This is a genomic window from Pseudonocardia sp. Ae331_Ps2 (genome assembly GCF_001932405.1).
Classification (GTDB): Bacteria; Actinomycetota; Actinomycetes; order Mycobacteriales; family Pseudonocardiaceae; genus Pseudonocardia.
Genome location: NZ_MCIM01000001.1, coordinates 5,402,547 through 5,418,834, shown reverse-complemented (window position 1 = coordinate 5,418,834; position 16,288 = coordinate 5,402,547). Strand labels below are relative to the sequence as shown.

The 16,288-nt window shown below is 74.4% G+C and carries 13 protein-coding genes and 1 pseudogene; 8 read left to right on the top strand and 6 right to left on the bottom strand.

The annotated features are described in order from the left end of the window. Position 1 precedes the first annotated feature (1 nt). A complete protein-coding gene (locus Ae331Ps2_RS25335) occupies positions 2-1,081 on the top strand; it encodes a Xaa-Pro peptidase family protein (protein ID WP_075306075.1) in 1,080 nt (359 codons plus the stop codon). Here the strand turns inward: Ae331Ps2_RS25335 and Ae331Ps2_RS25330 are convergent. Genes Ae331Ps2_RS25330 through Ae331Ps2_RS25315 form a run of 4 tightly spaced genes read right to left on the bottom strand, consistent with a single transcriptional unit; the run spans position 1,068 to position 5,983 of the window. Next, positions 1,068-2,273, bottom strand: coding sequence for an ABC transporter permease (locus tag Ae331Ps2_RS25330; protein WP_075306077.1), 1,206 nt, complete (start codon positions 2,271-2,273; stop codon positions 1,068-1,070). The genes Ae331Ps2_RS25335 and Ae331Ps2_RS25330 overlap by 14 nt on opposite strands. Then, positions 2,270-3,208: an ABC transporter ATP-binding protein gene (locus Ae331Ps2_RS25325; protein ID WP_075306079.1), complete on the bottom strand. Its 939-nt coding sequence runs from the start codon at positions 3,206-3,208 to the stop codon at positions 2,270-2,272. The genes Ae331Ps2_RS25330 and Ae331Ps2_RS25325 overlap by 4 nt, the downstream gene beginning before the upstream one ends. Before the next feature lie 29 nt (positions 3,209-3,237). Beyond that, on the bottom strand, positions 3,238-5,331 hold the full coding sequence (locus Ae331Ps2_RS25320; RefSeq protein WP_075306081.1) for a histidine kinase: 2,094 nt from the start codon (positions 5,329-5,331) through the stop codon (positions 3,238-3,240). Continuing rightward, the gene (locus Ae331Ps2_RS25315; protein WP_075306083.1) at positions 5,318-5,983 is read right to left on the bottom strand and encodes a response regulator transcription factor; all 666 of its coding nucleotides are present in this window, start codon (positions 5,981-5,983) and stop codon (positions 5,318-5,320) included. Before Ae331Ps2_RS25315 ends, Ae331Ps2_RS25320 begins: the two co-directional genes overlap by 14 nt. 105 nt (positions 5,984-6,088) lie before the next feature. Here Ae331Ps2_RS25315 and efp point away from each other — a divergent pair, with 105 nt between their 5' ends. Beyond that, on the top strand, positions 6,089-6,649 hold the full coding sequence (gene efp, locus Ae331Ps2_RS25310; protein ID WP_020625794.1) for an elongation factor P: 561 nt from the start codon (positions 6,089-6,091) through the stop codon (positions 6,647-6,649). Between the two features lies 1 nt (position 6,650). Next, entirely contained in the window at positions 6,651-7,070 is a 420-nt protein-coding gene (nusB, locus tag Ae331Ps2_RS25305) for a transcription antitermination factor NusB (protein WP_020625793.1), read from the top strand. Between the two features lie 111 nt (positions 7,071-7,181). On the opposite strand, the gene Ae331Ps2_RS25300 is transcribed toward nusB, so the two are convergent. Continuing rightward, on the bottom strand, positions 7,182-8,687 hold the full coding sequence (locus tag Ae331Ps2_RS25300; RefSeq protein WP_075306084.1) for a CoA-acylating methylmalonate-semialdehyde dehydrogenase: 1,506 nt from the start codon (positions 8,685-8,687) through the stop codon (positions 7,182-7,184). A gap of 298 nt (positions 8,688-8,985) precedes the next feature. On the opposite strand from Ae331Ps2_RS25300, the gene Ae331Ps2_RS25295 reads away from it, so the two are divergent. Then, positions 8,986-10,569 carry a PucR family transcriptional regulator gene (locus Ae331Ps2_RS25295; protein WP_075311715.1) on the top strand — a complete coding sequence of 528 codons (1,584 nt, stop codon included), beginning with the start codon at positions 8,986-8,988 and terminating at the stop codon, positions 10,567-10,569. Positions 10,570-10,713: 144 nt separating this feature from the next. Here the strand turns inward: Ae331Ps2_RS25295 and Ae331Ps2_RS25290 are convergent, their stop codons facing one another. Next, the gene (locus Ae331Ps2_RS25290; RefSeq protein ID WP_075306085.1) at positions 10,714-11,205 is read right to left on the bottom strand and encodes a transcriptional regulator; all 492 of its coding nucleotides are present in this window, start codon (positions 11,203-11,205) and stop codon (positions 10,714-10,716) included. Between the two features lie 601 nt (positions 11,206-11,806). Here Ae331Ps2_RS25290 and pyrR point away from each other — a divergent pair. The 4 genes and pseudogenes from pyrR to carA form a co-directional block, all read left to right on the top strand. Continuing rightward, complete coding sequence (gene pyrR / locus Ae331Ps2_RS25285; RefSeq protein ID WP_020625789.1) at positions 11,807-12,400, top strand: bifunctional pyr operon transcriptional regulator/uracil phosphoribosyltransferase PyrR; 594 nt, start codon at positions 11,807-11,809, stop codon at positions 12,398-12,400. Then, positions 12,397-13,341 carry an aspartate carbamoyltransferase catalytic subunit gene (locus Ae331Ps2_RS25280; protein ID WP_075306086.1) on the top strand — a complete coding sequence of 315 codons (945 nt, stop codon included), beginning with the start codon at positions 12,397-12,399 and terminating at the stop codon, positions 13,339-13,341. Before pyrR ends, Ae331Ps2_RS25280 begins: the two co-directional genes overlap by 4 nt. Further along, the gene (locus Ae331Ps2_RS32765; RefSeq protein ID WP_075306088.1) at positions 13,338-14,630 is read left to right on the top strand and encodes a dihydroorotase; all 1,293 of its coding nucleotides are present in this window, start codon (positions 13,338-13,340) and stop codon (positions 14,628-14,630) included. Before Ae331Ps2_RS25280 ends, Ae331Ps2_RS32765 begins: the two co-directional genes overlap by 4 nt. Then, a pseudogene (carA, locus tag Ae331Ps2_RS33610) lies at positions 14,627-15,721 on the top strand (glutamine-hydrolyzing carbamoyl-phosphate synthase small subunit); the annotation flags it as partial. The gene Ae331Ps2_RS32765 and the pseudogene carA, both read left to right, overlap by 4 nt. Between the last annotated feature and the right edge of the window lie 567 nt (positions 15,722-16,288).

Sequence of the window (16,288 nt, the reverse complement as noted above, 5' to 3'; positions counted from 1 at the left end):
CATGTCCCACCCCGCCCGGCGCGACACCCTCCGCGCCCTGCTCCCCGCCGCTGGACTGGACGCGCTGCTGGTCACCGAGCTGCTCGACGTCCGGTACCTCACCGGGTTCACCGGCTCCAACGCCGCCGCGGTGATCGCCGCCGACCCGGGGGAGGACCTGCTCTGCACCGACGGGCGCTACCGCGTCCAGGCCGCCGAGCAGTGCCCCGGCCTGGAGATCCTCGTCGAGCGGCCGAGCGCCCCGGCTGCCGCAGCCCGCGTCCGGGCCGGGCGGACCCTCGGCTACGACTCCGCCACGCTCACCGTCGACGGCCTGGCCGCCGTGCGCGACGCCGTCCCCGGCCGCCGGCTGCGCCGGGCACCCGGCCTGGTCGGGCGGCTGCGCGCGGTCAAGGACGCCGACGAGGTCGAGCGGATCGCCGCCGCCTGCGCGCTCGCGGACACCGCGCTGCGCGGCCTGCTCGACGACGGCGGCCTGCGCCCGGGACGCACCGAGGCCGACGTCGCGCGTGAGCTCGACGACCGGATGCGCCGCCTGGGCGCCGACGGCCCCGCCTTCGACACCATCCTCGCCGCGGGCCCGCACTCCGCGGTGCCGCACCACCGCCCCACCGGCACCGAGCTGCGTCGCGGCGACCTCGTCAAGATCGACTTCGGGGCGGCGCTGGACGGCTACCACTCCGACACCACCCGGACGTTCTGCCTGGGCCCGGCCGCGGACTGGCAGCGTGAGCTGCACGCCCTGGTCGACGCCGCGGCGGCGGCCGGGCGGGCCGCGCTCGTCGACGGTGCCTCGGTGGCCGCCGTCGACGCGGCGGCCCGGGACATCGTCACCGCCGCCGGGCACAGCGAGCGGTTCCCGCACGGGCTCGGGCACGGGGTCGGGCTCGCGGTGCACGAGCCGCCGTGGCTCGCGACCACCGCCACCGGGCGGATCGACGCCGGCGCCGTCGTGACCGTCGAGCCGGGCGTCTACCTCGACGGTCGGGGCGGGGTGCGGATCGAGGACACCCTGCACGTGGCCGCGGGCGGCCCGGCCAGGGCACTGACCGGGCTGCCCCGCGAGCTCATCGAGATCTGAGTGCCTCCCGCCACGGCACCGTCGCCCCGATCCGCAGCACGGACCGCTCGTACACGCGGGCCCCGGCGCGGGCCAGCAACGCCACGGCGACGATCATGACCAGCGCCGAGCCGGCCACGTGCCAGGCCGAGACGGTGCCCTGGGCGACCATCAGCGGCATGAGCATCGCCGGGAACGGCGGGATCCACGACAGGACCTGCAGCGCCGTCGCGTCCGGCGAGCCGAGGTACCAGAACGAGGCGCCGTACATCGCGAACATCAGCATCATCAGCGGCCCGGTCGTCGAGTTGACGTCCTCCTGGCGCGACACCAGCGACCCGGCTGCGGCGTAGAGGACGGCGAAGAAGGCGTAGCCGAGCACGAACCAGGCCAGCGCCGCGCCGAACACCCCGACCGCGGTACCGGTGATCGTCAGCAGCCCGGTGGCGAGCCCGGTCGCGATCCCGACGACGCCGTAGAGCAGCAGCTGGACCAGCCCGACCGCGCCGATTCCCACTACCTTGCCCCAGAGCAGGTCCAGCGGGCGGATCGTGGACAGCAGCAGCTCCACCACCCGGCTGGACTTCTCCTCGACCACGCCCATCGCGACGGTCAGCCCGAAACCGACGATCTGCATGAACATCACGATCAGCACCGCGAACGACAGTGCCGACCGCTGCCCGGCCTCCGGGTCGGTGGGGTCGAGTGCGTCGACGGTCAGCCTGGCGGGCGGGGTCGCGGCGGCCAGCTGGGACGGGGTCACGCCCACCACGGCGAGCCCGACGCCGGTGGCCCGGTCGGCCAGTGCCGCGTCGAGGACGGCCCGGGTCGTCGGGGCGAGCTCGGAGTCGACGACGGCCGTCGCGCCCGGCCCTGATTCGTCGCCGAGCAGGGCGACGTCGAGGTCCCCGGCGGCGACGGCGGCCCGGCCGTCGCCGGCGGAGGCGATCTCCCGGACGTCGACGGGTGACCCGAGCCGCTCCGCGGCGGCGGTGACGGCCGCGGCCAGTGCCGGGTCACCGGCGACGCCGACCGAGGGCCGGTCGTCGCCCGTGCCGAACAGCGAGAAGGCGATCATGCTGCCCGCGATGAGCAGGAGCATGATCGCGTTGCTGACCCAGAAGCTGCGTTTGTGCACCTGCACGCGGAACTCGCGACGAGCGACCAGCGCGATGGCGCGCCGCGCCGGCAGGGTGGTGGACGGGGCGCTCATGCGACGACTTCCCGGTACAGATCGGTCAGCGACGGGGTGGTGACGGTGAAGCCGTGCACCGGTCCGGTGGACAGGGCGGCGGCGAGGACCCGCTGGTCGTCGACGCCGTCGCCGAGCGCCAGCACGGTGCGGCCGCGCTCCTCGGCGAGCACGGTGACCCCGGTCAGCCCGTGTGCCCAGCCGGGTCCGGCGGCGGGGGCGCGCACCTCCAGCCGGGTGCCGCCACCGCGGCGGACCTCACCGACGGTGCCGACGGTCCGCATCCGGCCGGCCACGAGGATCCCGACCCGGTCGCAGAGCCGCTGCACCAGGTCGAGCTGGTGGCTGGAGAACAGCACCGGCACCCCGGCGCGGGCCTTCTGCCGCAGCACCTCGCTCATCACGTCGACGGCGACCGGGTCCAGCCCGGAGAACGGTTCGTCGAGCACCAGCACGGCCGGGTCGTGCACGAGTGCCGCGGCCAGCTGGACGCGCTGCTGGTTGCCCAGGCTGAGCGCGTCGACGGTGTCGTCGAGCCGGTGGTCGACGCCGAGCTGCTCGGCCCAGCGCAGCACCGCCCGGCGCGCAGCGACCCGGTCGACGCCGTGCAGCTCGGCCAGGTAGGCGAGCTGCTCACCGACCTTCATCTTCGGGTACAGCCCGCGCTCCTCGGGCATGTAGCCGATCGTGCGGCGGACGTCGAGGTCGATCGGGCGCCCACCGAGACGGACCTGTCCGGAGTCCGCCGCCAGCACGCCCAGGGCGATCCGCATTGTCGTCGTCTTCCCGGCGCCGTTGGAGCCGACGAAGCCGAAGATCTCGCCCGGGCGGACGTCGAAGCTCACCCCGTCCAGGGCGACGGTGCCGCCGTAGCGCTTGGTCAGCGCGTCGATCTCGAGTGTGGCGCCGGTGTCCGCCACCGGCCCGGCCCGGAGCTGCTGCTGCTGTGTGGTCATCGGTCCCTCCCCCGCTGTGGGGACCGACGCTACGAGCCGGGGGTGCCCTCGCGGATCGGCGCGAAGGACGAGATCGGTGCCGCGGCGGGGTCGTCCTCGCGGACGAGCGGGCTGCGGGGCAGCACCGCGCGGACCGTCCACCCCTGCCCGTCGCCGGGGCCGGTGTACAGCTCGCCGCCGACCAGCGCGACCCGTTCCCGCATCCCGAGCAGGCCCAGGCGGGAGCCGGTGTCGTCGGGCCGGTGGCCGGGCACCGGGCCGTCGTCGTCGACCTCCACGACGAGCGGCTCGGCGGCGCCGCCGTGGACGACCCGCACCCGGGTGGGGGTGGGCCCGGCGTGGCGCAGGGTGTTGGTCAGTGCCTCGGTGACGATGCGCCGCGCGAACAGCTCGGCCTCGCCGGGCGTCGCCGTGGGGGAGCCCTCGACGGTCACCGCGACCGGCAGCCCTGCCGCGCGTGACGGCGCGACCAGGGCCTCCAACGCGGCGGGGGACAGGTCCGCGCCGTCCGGGTCCGGCCCCAGATCGGCGAGGGCGGGCAGCGCCTCGGCGACCCGGCGGACCGAGTCCGCGATGTGCCCGAGCGCCTCGGCGCGGGCCGCCGGGTCGGCGGCGAGCCGCGCCGCCCCGGCCTGCACCGCCACCGCGGAGACGTGGTGGGCGACGACGTCGTGCAGGTCGCGGGCCACTCGCAGGCGTTCGCGGGTGAGCGCCTCGCGCACCCCGGCCTCGGTGAGCGCGCGTCGCCGGGTCGCGGTGTCGAGCCGGTGGTGGCGGACCGCGACCCCGGCCGCCCACAGCGGCACCACGGCCAGGAAGCTGAGCACGACCACCGACGCCGGGGTCCCGAGCCGGTGCCACACCCCCGCGAGGGTGCCCCCGGTGAGGACGACCAGCGTCGACACCGCCACTGCCACCGCGGACGTCACGACCGGCGCCGTCGACGCCGCGCCCCACACCAGGAGTATCCAGGTGGACTCGGCGAACGTGTTGGAGCCGTCGAGCATGGTCGCGACGAACGACGCCACTCCGGCGAGCAGCAGCGCCGGCACCGGCGCGGTCCGCCACCACGCGACGAGTGCGAACTGCACCGCCACGACCAGCGCCGCGGCCGGGTTCCCCCACGGCAGCTGCAGCAGGCGCAGGAACCCGTCGACGACCACCAGCCCGGTGTCCACGTCGCCCGCCGAGGAGACGAGCGCACCGATCAGCAGAGCCGGGACGACGAACGCGACGAGCGCCCACAGCCCGGCCCGGTCGGGCAGCGGCACCCGGCGACACCGCGCGGGCGCGGCCGGGGCCGGCACCGGGACGGCGACGGGTCCCGGTTCGGCGGCGGGGGCGCGGAGCACACCCAGGACCCGGCGCATCGCGGCCAGCACGGACCGGGCCCGTTCCCGCACGGCCCGCAGGTCGGCCTCGGTCGCGTCGGGGCCCAGTGCCCCGGCCTGGGCGACCAGACGGCGCAGACCGCTGAGCACCCCACCGCCGATCTCCTCGGCGATCCGGGACCGCTCGGCGCCCAACGCGGTGCCGTGCTGCAGCCGGTCGGTCTCGGCCCGTTCGCGGTCGGCGCGCAGCGCCACGGACCGGCTCCAGCGCCCCGCGATGGTGGCGATCACCAGCATCGGCATGACCACCATCGCGCCGCCGACGATCAGCCCGGCGTCGGTCGCCACGTCCGGCGAGACCAGCAGGCGCAGCAGCCCGGCCAGTCCGAGCGAACCGAGCCAGGGCAGGGCCACCCACGCCGCAGCGCCGACCGGTCCGCGCTGCGGCGCCCGTGCGACGGAGAACGCGAGCAGCGGCCACACCAGCGCCGCGGCCCCGCCGAGGAACGCGATCCCCGGGGCGGAGATCACGGCCAGGACCAGATAGGCACACCGCGGCCGCCGGCGGCGCAGCAGCATCGCCGCGGCCGCCGCCAGACTCAGCCCGACCGCCAGGGCCACCTCCAGCGGCAGCGGCAGCCGGTGGACGTAGCCGTAGGTGTTGACGACCAGGGCCGTCACCATCTCCTGGGCGGCGAGGATCAGCGCCAGCACCGCGAGCGCGATGTCCCCGGCTCGGCTGCCGGGCAGCGGTGCCGGGGGAGCGTCCGCGCCGGGCTCAGCCGTCGGCACCGGCGGCCCCCACCAGCCCGTGCTCGTAGGCGAACACCACGAGCTGGACCCGGTCGCGCAGCCCCAGCTTGGTGAGCAGGTTCGACACGTGGGTCTTGACCGTCGTCCCGCCGAGCACCAGCCGGTCGGCGATCTCGGCGTTGGACAGCCCGGCGGCGACCAGCCCGAGCACCTCCCGCTCCCGCTCGGTCAGCGCGGCGGCGGGTCCGGCCTGCGCGGGCGGGTCGGTCGGGACGAACGAGCCGACGAGCCGCCGCGTGACCGACGGCGCGAACAGCTCATGGCCTGCGTGCACGGTGCGCACCGCGACCTGCAGGTCCTCCGGCTCGACGTCCTTCAGTACGAAGCCGGACGCGCCGGCCCGCAGCGCGTCGTAGACGTGGCGGTCCAGGTCGAAGGTCGTCACCACCAGCACGCGGATGCCGGGGTCGCGCAACGCCCGGATCCGCCGGGTCCCCTCGATGCCGTCGGTGCCGGGCATCCGGACGTCCATCAGGACGACGTCCGGACGCAGGGTCTCGGCCAGCTCGGCGGCCTCCGCACCGTCCCCTGCCTCCCCGACGACGTCGATGTCCGGTGCCGCCGCCAGCACCGTCCGCAGCCCCGCCCGCACCACGGCCTGGTCGTCGGCCACCACCACCCGCACCGTCATGGCGCCCATCCTGGCAGGTCGCCCGCCCCTCGGGCGGGCCGGTGAACCCGGTGGCGGTACCCTGACCGACGCACGAATCCGAGATCCGAGCAGGAGAGCGCGCACGTGGCGACCACGAACGACCTGAAGAACGGCCTGGTCCTGAACATCGAGGGCCAGCTGTGGACCGTGACGGCGTTCCAGCACGTCAAGCCCGGCAAGGGCGGTGCGTTCGTTCGCACCACGCTGAAGAACGTGATGTCCGGGAAGGTCGTGGACCGGACCTTCAACGCGGGCACCAAGGTCGACACCGCGACGGTGGACCGCCGCGACATGACCTACCTGTACCGCGAGGGCACCGACTTCGTCTTCATGGACGCCGACACCTTCGACCAGATCCCGATCCCGGAGAAGGCGGTCGGCGACGCAGCGCGCTACCTGCTGGAGAACGCCACCGCCCAGGTGTCGCTGCACGAGGGGGAGCCGCTGTTCGTCGAGCTCCCGACCTCGGTCGAGCTGGTCATCTCCCACACCGACCCGGGCCTGCAGGGCGACCGCTCCACCGGCGGCACCAAGCCCGCGACACTGGAGACCGGCGCCGAGATCCAGGTGCCGCTGTTCCTGGAGAGCGGCACCAAGGTCAAGGTCGACACCCGGGACGGCCGTTACCTCGGCCGCGTGAGCTGAGGTGCGCGCACGCACCAAGGCCCGTAAGCGGGCACTGGACATCCTGTTCGAGGCCGAGGCCCGCGGTGAGGACGCGCTGTCCGTGCTCACCGCGCGCCGCGAGACCGACGACGCGCCGCCCGTCCAGGACTACGCGGCGCGGCTCGTCGAGGGCGTCGCCACCCACCAGGAGCGGATCGACCAGCTGATCGCCGAGCACGCCGAGGGCTGGGACGTCGACCGGATGCCCGCGGTCGACCGCGGCCTGCTGCGGCTCGGGATCTACGAGCTGCTGTGGGTCGACGACGTCGACGACCCGGTCGCGATCACCGAGGCCGTCGAGCTGGCCCGGACGCTGTCGACCGACGACTCCCCGCGCTACGTCAACGGGGTGCTGGGCCAGATCTCCGACATCGCCGAGCACCTGCGCGCCACCCTGTAGGCCCCGGCCGCTCGGTGCCGGTGCCCGCGCGGTCCCGGGCGGACGGTGGCCGCGTCCCCGCCGCCCCGGGACCCGGGCGTGACCGCGGTGCGATCCGCACGGTGGGGCCTCTCAGGTGTTCGTGGGGAAGCCGAGGTTCAGCCCCGCGTGGCTGGGGTCGAGCCAGCGGGTGGTGACGACCTTGGCACGGGTGAAGAAGTGCACGCCCTCGGTGCCGTGGGCGTGGGTGTCGCCGAACAGGGAGTTCTTCCAGCCGCCGAAGCTGTAGTAGGCCATCGGGACGGGGACCGGGACGTTGACGCCGATCATGCCGACCTCGACCTCGTTCTGGAAGCGGCGGGCGGCGCCGCCGTCGTTGGTGAAGATCGCGGTGCCGTTGCCGTAGGGGTTGGCGTTGATCAGCTCCACGGCGTCGGTGTAGGTCGCGACGCGCACCACCGACAGCACCGGGCCGAAGATCTCGTCGGTGTAGACGCTCATGTCGGGGGTGACGTGGTCGAGCAGGGTGGGGCCGACGAAGAAGCCGGACCCGTCGGCGTCGAACTCGCCCTGCCTGCCGTCGACGACGACGGTGGCGCCCTCGGACTCGCCGGCGTCGATGTAGCCCGACACCCGCTCCTGGGCCGCCCGGGTCACGAGCGGCCCCATGTCGCAGGAGCGGCGGCCGTCACCGGTGCGCAGGTTGCGGGCGCGGTCGGCGATCTTCGCGACGAGGGTGTCGGCGACGTCGCCGACGGCCACCAGCGCGGACACGGCCATGCAGCGTTCGCCGGCGGAGCCGAACCCGGCGTTGACGGCCTGGTCGGCGGCGAGGTCGAGGTCGGCGTCGGGCAGCACGACCATGTGGTTCTTCGCCCCGCCGAGTGCCTGGACGCGCTTGCCGTGGGCGGTGCCGGTCTCGTAGACGTGGCGGGCGACCGGGGTGGAGCCGACGAAGCTGATCGACTTGACGTCCGAGCTGGTCAGCAGGGTGTCGACGGCGGTCCTGTCGCCGTGCAGGACGTTGAACACGCCGTCGGGCAGGCCGGCTTCCGACCAGAGCTCGGCGAGCCAGAGCGCCGCGGAGGGCACCTTCTCCGACGGCTTGAGCACCACGGTGTTGCCGGTGGCGATCGCGATGGGGAAGAACCACATCGGGACCATCGCCGGGAAGTTGAACGGGCTGATGATCCCGACGACGCCGAGTGGCTGGCGGATCGAGTGGACGTCGACGCCGGTGGAGGCGTTCTCGGTCGCCGAGCCCTTGAGCAGGTGCGGCATGCCGCAGGCGAACTCGACGACCTCCTGGCCGCGGGCGACCTCGCCGGCGGCGTCGGAGAGGACCTTGCCGTGTTCGGCGGTGATGAGTGCGGCCAGCTCCGGGGCACGGGCGTCGAGCAGCTCGCGGAAGCGGAACATGATCTGGGTGCGCTTGGCGAGGCTGGTGTCGCGCCAGGCGGGGAACGCGGCCTTCGCCGCGGCGATCACCGCGGCGGCCTCGTCGGCGCTCGCGAGGGGCAGGTGCGCGGTGACCTCGCAGGTGGCGGGGTCGGTGACCTCGCAGGTCCGCCCGGAGCTGCCCTCGACCCGCGTGCCCGCGACCCAGTGGTGGAGCGTCTTCTGCAGCGTGCTCGTCATGATCCTCTTCCGTGTCGGGGCCGTGGTCGGACGACGGACGCGGCGTCGCCGGTCGTCCGCCGTCGGATCCGCTCCATCTCGTCGGACTCGGTCTACCCGCAGACGAGCCGGAGAGCGACCTGCACGACGTCACCGCGGTCGTCGGGGCGAGTCGCTCGGCCCCGTTCGCTGTTGCCCACCGCGGCGGGCCGTACGGATCGTGGTGTCCGGACCGGTCGTGCCACGACCGTCACTGTGTCGGCAGATCTGCCGAAGAATGGTCACTGTGTCGGGGTCCGGCTAGGTTGGGGCGGTGCGGATGTCCCTCCGGGAGGTGCTGGAGCTCCCCTCGGTGCTCCGGGGCCGGCCGCGCGTGCGCGCCGGCTCGGCCGCTCTCGGGGCGGAGGTGCGCTGGGTGCACGTGAGCGAACTCCCCGACGTGGCGGGAACGTTGACCGGCGGCGAGCTGGTCCTGCAGATCGGGGTGGTGCTGTCCGAAGCGGGCACCGACCTCGTCCGGTACCTCGACTCGTTGCGCGCCAGCGGGGCGGTCGGTCTGGTGGTGGAACTGGGCCGGCACGTGGAGCGGCTGCCCGAGGAACTGGTGCAGTACGCCCGCTCCGTGGGGTTCCCCCTGGTCGAGCTGCGGTCGACGGTGCGTTTCGTGGAGATCACCGAAGCCGTGCACGGCCGCGTCATGCACGAGCAGTTCGCACGTCTGGACCTGACGCGCCGGGCACACCGGGTGCTCGGACCGCTGGGGGTCGAGGGCGCCCCCGTCGAGGTGATCCTGGCTCGCTGCGCGGAGCTGGTCGACCGGGCGGTCGTGCTGGAGGACCTCTCCCACCGGGTCATCGGGTTCGCGGGCGCATCCGCACCGGAGGACATCCTGCGCGACTGGACGGCGCGCTCACGGCAGGTCCCGCCGGCGGCGGACACGATCCGGGGCGGGCCGGAACGGTGGATGGCCATCCCGGTCGGGCTCCGCCGCGCCCGGTGGGGACGTCTGGTGGTGCCCACCCGGGTCGACCAGTTCGAGGCCGAGGACGTGGCACTGGTCCTCGAACGGGCGGCCGAGGCGGTGACGATCACCCGTCTGGTGGGCGGGCCTGCCGAGGAGCTCGAGGTGATGGCCGTCGAGCGGCTGATCCGGGACGTCATCGGCGGACACGGCGGCGACGAGGCGGCCGTCGGGGCCAGGGCACAGGCCCTCGGCTTCAGCCCGGCCGGGGAGATCGCGGTGCTGATGGCCCGCGGGCGTGGCGGGGACGGCGGGCCCGATGCCGAGCTCGTCGAGCAGTTCGGCGCGGCGGTGCACCGCATCCAACGAACGGCCCTGGTCGGACGGGTCCGCCGCAACCTGGTCGTGGCTCTGCTCGACGGGGGCGACGGGGTCGACGACCGGTTGGCGAGCGAGCTCGGGGCGGGTGCGGTGGCCGTCCTGGCGCTCGGGCCCCCGGTGCGACGATGGCGGGAGCTGGCCGAGGCCCTGACCGAGGCCGAACAGATCGCCGGGATCGCCCGGCCCACGCGGCCCGGTGAGGCGGTCCGGGTGTCGCGCGGGCGGCACCTCGGTGTCCGCAGGCTGCTGTGGCAGCTGCGCGGCGAGGTACGACTGCACGCCTTCGTCGACGAACAGCTCGGACGGGTCCTCGCGCTTCCCCACGGACGACGTGAGGACACGCTGCGCATGCTCGAGTCCTACCTGGACTGCAACGGGGTGATGGCGGTGTTCGCCCGCTCGCTGCACCTGAGCCGGGCCGGGGCCTACGCGCGGCTCGACACGCTGCGTCGTGTGCTCGGCGCGGACCTCGGTGACGCGGAGGTCCGTACCGGACTGCACCTGGCGATGCTGGCGCACCGGGCCGCGACCGGTGACCAGCCGGCGCCGACCCCACCGTGAGGTGCGCCGCGCGGCACACCGGCCCCGCGCGCGGTGGCCGGGCACCGCGGGACGAGGACGGCGGCCGGGGGACTGTGCGAAAACCCCGGCCGCCGTCGTGCCGGTCGCGTCACCCTTCCCCTGGGACGCGGCCGGCGGGGCAGATCATCCCACGTGCTGTCCGGGGCGTGCCTCGGGAGGCAGGACACCCCAGTCGATCAGCTGGTCGGTCAGCTCGCCGGGGGACATGTCGTAGATGATCGCGAGCGACCGCAGGTCCTCGGCGCGGATCGAGAGCACCTTGCCGTTGTAGTCGCCGCGCTGGCTCTGGATGGCCGCGGCGTAGCGGGCCAGCGGACCCACCTTGTCCGCGGGCAGCTGCTGCAGCCGCTCCAGGTTGATCACGATCTTCGTGGCGGGCTCGCTGCCGGACGGGATGCGGCCCTCGGGGAGCAGCTCGGCCACCGGGACGCCGTAGAAGGCGGCCAGCTCGGCCAGCTTCTGCACGGTGACCGCACGGTCCCCGCGCTCGTAGGAGCCCACGACGACCGCCTTCCAGCGTCCGCCCGACTTCTGCTCGACGCCGTGCAGGGAGAGCCCCTGTTGCTGCCTGATCGCCCGGAGCTTGCCCCCGAGCGCCTTGGCGTAGTCGCCCATCGATCTCCTCGTTCCTGACGGTCCGTGCCGGTGAGGACGGACCGGCGGTCACCGGCGGTGCACCGGTGGCGTGGTCGCGCCTGCCGCGTCATCGCCCCTGTGGGTGGTCCCGTTCGGGGCGGCAGCTCCGGCGGGGGGCCGGCCTCCCGGCCGTCCCGTGCGTCGCGGCGCTGCTGCACGCGTGCTGATTGATGCTGAGTGATTGCTGATTGATACGGAGAGTAATCCTCCGGGTCCGGTCCGGCGTGGTCAAGCTCGACCCCCTGCTCGGGGGGTTGACGAGCGGTTTCCCACACGAACGGGGCAGTCCGTGTCCCTCGACAGCGGTAGCGCAGGGTACGGGCGCCGACTCCGCCACCCGCCCCTGTGGGTGCGCCTGGGCGGAACCGGGTATCGCAAGTCCCGTCCGGCCCGGCCGTCGATCATCGCGCATCGTGACAGGAACGTGACCTCAAACGAGTGGTGCCGTTGTGGCGCGGCTCGCGTTGTGACGCGCTGCGGCCGACCCGCGCGGCACCTGCCGGGTTGATAGGTTGACGCACAGCTCTTGCACGACCGTCCTTTAAGACCCGTCCGGTGAGGCGGGGAAGGAGACCACCTCGTGGCGCAGAACCGCCGCGGGGACGCCGACGCGCAGCAGCCCGCACGGGAACTGCTGTCCGCCGCCGACGTCACCCGCACCGTCGCGCGCATCGCGCACCAGATCATCGAGAAGACCGCGTTCAGCGCCGAGGCCCCCGACGGGCTCGTGCTGATGGGCGTCCCCACCCGCGGCGTGCACCTGGCCCACCGGCTCGCCGCCGCGATCACCGACTTCGCCGGCGCCGCACCGGCGGTCGGCTCGGTCGACGCCACCCTCTACCGCGACGACCTGCGCCGCGGCCCGGCCCGTGCGCTGGAGTCCACCGCGGTGCCCGAGGGCGGTGTCGACGACCGGCTCGTCGTACTCGTCGACGACGTCCTCATGTCCGGGCGCACCACCCGCGCCGCGCTCGACGCCCTGCGCGACGAGGGCCGCCCGCGCGCGGTGCAGCTCGCCGTGCTGATCGACCGCGGCCACCGGGAGCTCCCGATCCGCGCCGACTACGTCGGCAAGAACGTCCCGACGTCGCGCTCGGAGCAGATCCTGGTCTCGCTGACCGAGATCGACGGCGGCGACGGCGTCTGGATCACCCAGGGAGAGGGGGACAGGTGAGGCACCTGCTCTCGGTCGCCGACCTCGACGCCGCCGAGGCCACCGCGCTGCTCGACACTTCCGACCGGCTGCGTCAGGCGCTGCTCGGCCGTGAGGTGCGCAAGCTGCCGACGCTGCGCGGCCGCACGGTCATCACGATGTTCTACGAGAACTCCACCCGCACCCGGGTGTCGTTCGAGATCGCCGGCAAGTGGATGAGCGCCGACACCGTGAACGTGTCGGCGTCGGGCTCGTCGGTGTCGAAGGGCGAGTCGCTGCGCGACACCGCGCTGACGCTGTCGTCGATGGGGGCGGACTGCGTGATCGTGCGCCACCCCGCGTCGGGGTCGGCGCACCGGCTGGCGCACTGGGTCGATGCCGACCGCGAGGTCACCGGCACGCCCACCGCGATCGTGAACGCCGGCGACGGCACCCACGAGCACCCCACCCAGGCGCTGCTCGACGCCGCGACCCTGCGCGACCGGCTCGGCGGCATCGCCGGGCGCCGGATCGGGATCGTCGGCGACGTCCTGCACTCGCGGGTGGCGCGGTCCAACGTGCTGCTGCTCGCGACCCTCGGCGCCGAGGTCGTGCTCGTCGCGCCGCCGACGCTGCTGCCCACCGGCGTCGAGTCCTGGCCGTGCCGGGTGTCGCACTCCCTCGACGCCGAGCTGCCCGCGCTCGACGCCGTCATGATGCTGCGCGTGCAGTCCGAGCGGATGCACGGCGGCTTCTTTCCCTCCGCGCGCGAGTACGCGGTGCGCTTCGGGCTGTCCGAGGACCGCGCGAAGCTCCTGCCCGACCACGCGGTCGTCCTGCACCCCGGCCCGATGATCCGCGGCATGGAGATCGCCCCCGCGGTCGCCGACGCCCCCAACGCCGCCGTCCTGGCCCAGGTCCGCAACGGCGTGCACGTGCGGATGGCCGTCCTCTACCACCTTCTCGCCGGAGCTCCCGAATGACCGACCTGCTGATCCGCAACACCCGGCCCTACGGCGGGGACCCGGTCGACGTGCTCGTCACCGACGGCGTCGTCGCCACCATCGGAACCGGGCTGACCACGCCCGAGGGCGCCGAGGTCCTCGACGCCGACGGCGCCGTGCTGCTGCCCGGCTTCGTCGACCTCCACGTGCACCTGCGCGAGCCCGGCGGCGAGGAGTCCGAGACCATCGAGACCGGCAGCCGGGCCGCCGCCCTCGGCGGGTTCACCGCCCTGTTCGCGATGCCGAACACCACCCCGGTCGCCGACTCCGACGTCGTCGTCGAGCACGTGCGCCGGCGCGGCGAGGAGATCGGGCTGGTCGACGTGCACCCGGTCGGCGCGGTCACCGTCGGCCTCGGCGGCGAGAAGCTCGCCGAGCTCGGCACGATGGCCGCCTCCCGCGCCGCGGTGCGGATGTTCTCCGACGACGGCCGCTGCGTGAACGACCCGCTGATCATGCGCCGGGCGCTGGAGTACGCCTCCGCGCTCGACGTCGTCATCGCCCAGCACGCCGAGGACCACCGCCTGACCGGCGGCGCCCAGGCGCACGAGGGCGCCGTCGCGGCCCGGCTCGGGCTCGCCGGATGGCCCGCGACGGCGGAGGAGACGATCGTCGCCCGGGACTGCGCGCTGGCCCGCGAGGCCGGGGCGCGGCTGCACGTCTGCCACATCTCCACCGCCCGCACGATCGACGTGCTGCGCGCGGCCAAGGCCCAGGGCGTGCGGGTGTCGGCCGAGGTCACCCCGCACCACCTGCTGCTCACCGACTCCCGGCTGACCGGCTACGACCCGGTGAACAAGGTCAACCCGCCGCTGCGCACCGCCGACGACACCCGCGCGATGCGCGAGGCACTGGCCGAGGGCGTGATCGACGTCGTCGCGACCGACCACGCCCCGCACGCCGCGCAGTACAAGGACACCGAGTGGCAGGCGGCGAAACCGGGCATGCTCGGCCTGCAGACCGCGCTGTCGGTGCTGGTCGAGACGATGGTGGAGCCGGGCCTGCTGGACTGGCACGGCGTCGCGCGGGTGCTCTCGGAGCGCCCCGCGGAGATCGGGAACCTGCCCGACCAGGGCCGTCCGATCGCGGAGGGGGAGCCGGCGACCTTCGCGCTGGTCGACCCGGACGGGGTCTGGACGGTCCGTGGAGCGGAGCTGGCGAGCAAGGCGGCGAACACGCCGTACGAGGGAATGCGGCTGCCCGGAACGGTGGTCGCGACGGTGCTGCGGGGACGCATCACCGCGCAGGACGGGAAGGTTGTGCAGTGACCGCGCTTTTGGTTCTCGAGGACGGGCGGATCTTCCGCGGTGAGGCCTACGGCGCCACCGGGCAGACCCTGGGTGAGGCCGTGTTCACCACGGCCATGACCGGCTACCAGGAGACCCTCACCGACCCGTCGTACCACCGACAGATCGTGCTGCAGACCGCACCGCAGATCGGCAACACCGGCTGGAACGACGAGGACGACGAGTCCTCCGGCATCCAGGTCGCCGGCTACGTCGTGCGCGACCCGGCCCGGCGGCCGTCGAACTGGCGGGCCACCGGCACCCTGGAGGACGCGCTGCGCACCCAGGGGGTCGTCGGCGTCGCCGGGATCGACACCCGCGCCGCGGTGCGCCACCTGCGTGAGCGCGGCGCCATGCGGGCCGGGATCTTCTCCGGCGACGCGATCGCCCCGGACGACGAGCTCGTCGAGCGGGTGCGGCAGTCCCCGCCGATGGAGGGCGCCGACCTCTACGGCGCCGTGACCACCGCCGAGACCTACGTGGTGCCCGCGGTGGGGGAGCGGCGCTTCGTCGTCGCCGCCCTCGACGTCGGCATCAAGTTCAACACCCCGCGGATGATGGCCGCCCGCGGCATCGAGGTGCACGTGCTGCCCGCCTCGAGCACCATCGAGACGGTCGAGTCGCTGCGTCCGGACGGCTTCTTCCTGGCCAACGGCCCCGGTGACCCGGCCACCGCGGACGGTCCGGTCGCGCTGGCCCGGCAGGTGCTGGAGCGCCGGATCCCGCTGTTCGGCATCTGCTTCGGCAACCAGATCCTGGGGCGCGCGCTGGGACGCGAGACCTACAAGCTCCGCTACGGCCACCGCGGCGTGAACATCCCGGTCGTCGAGCACGCCACCGGGCGGATCGCGATCACCTCGCAGAACCACGGGTTCGCGGTCGCCGGGTCGCCGGGGGAGGAGTTCGACACCCCCTACGGCCGGGCGCAGATCAGCCACTACTGCCCCAACGACGACACCGTCGAGGGCATGACCGGGCTGGACTTCCCCGCCTTCTCCGTGCAGTACCACCCCGAGGCCGCCGCGGGCCCGCACGACGCCGCGGACCTGTTCGACCGGTTCGTCGCGCTCATGACCGAGCACCCGGTCGGCTACGCCGGCGTCGCCGGGCAGCGGCCCGAGGGCACCGCGCCCGCGCCGTACCCGCAGCCCGAGTCCGACCCCGTGTCCGAGTCCGTGTCCGACTCCGAGCCGGAGCCCGAGCCGGCGCCCGCGCCGGGGATGACCGCCCAGCCCGACCCGGCCACGCCGCCGTCGGCGACCGCGGCCCCGTCGGTCGACCTGCGGCCCACCCCGCCCGCTCCGTCACCGGGCCCGGCCCCGGCCGCGGGCGGGTTCGAGCCGGGCAGCCCGGAGGTCCCGCACGGCGGGGTCCGGCCCGGCCCGGCGGCCGTCGAGCATCCTGCCGACGAGCACACCACCCGGCTGCCCGTCACCCCGCCGACCGGGACCCCGGTCTCCGGCCGCGACGAGGTCGAGCCGCCCACCAGCCGGATGCCCGCCCTCGGTCGTCCCGCCCCCCCGGACCCGCTGACGGCGCCGTTCTCCGACATCGAGGACGCGCTGCGCCGCGACGGCGGCACACCCGCCCACCCGGGCGCCACCGCGGACCCGGACGCGGCGGACGTCCCGGCCGACCCG

What these genes read in the sequence shown, in the direction of transcription:
- Ae331Ps2_RS25295 (WP_075311715.1), top strand. Translation starts at nt 8,986, where the DNA reads ATGTCCCTCCGGGAGGTGCTGGAGCTCCCCTCGGTGCTCCGGGGCCGG.
- Ae331Ps2_RS25335 (WP_075306075.1), top strand. Translation starts at nt 2, where the DNA reads ATGTCCCACCCCGCCCGGCGCGACACCCTCCGCGCCCTGCTCCCCGCC.
- Ae331Ps2_RS25290 (WP_075306085.1), bottom strand. Translation starts at nt 11,205, where the DNA reads ATGGGCGACTACGCCAAGGCGCTCGGGGGCAAGCTCCGGGCGATCAGG.
- Ae331Ps2_RS32765 (WP_075306088.1), top strand. Translation starts at nt 13,338, where the DNA reads ATGACCGACCTGCTGATCCGCAACACCCGGCCCTACGGCGGGGACCCG.
- Ae331Ps2_RS25330 (WP_075306077.1), bottom strand. Translation starts at nt 2,273, where the DNA reads ATGAGCGCCCCGTCCACCACCCTGCCGGCGCGGCGCGCCATCGCGCTG.
- Ae331Ps2_RS25300 (WP_075306084.1), bottom strand. Translation starts at nt 8,687, where the DNA reads ATGACGAGCACGCTGCAGAAGACGCTCCACCACTGGGTCGCGGGCACG.
- Ae331Ps2_RS25315 (WP_075306083.1), bottom strand. Translation starts at nt 5,983, where the DNA reads ATGACGGTGCGGGTGGTGGTGGCCGACGACCAGGCCGTGGTGCGGGCG.
- Ae331Ps2_RS25325 (WP_075306079.1), bottom strand. Translation starts at nt 3,208, where the DNA reads ATGACCACACAGCAGCAGCAGCTCCGGGCCGGGCCGGTGGCGGACACC.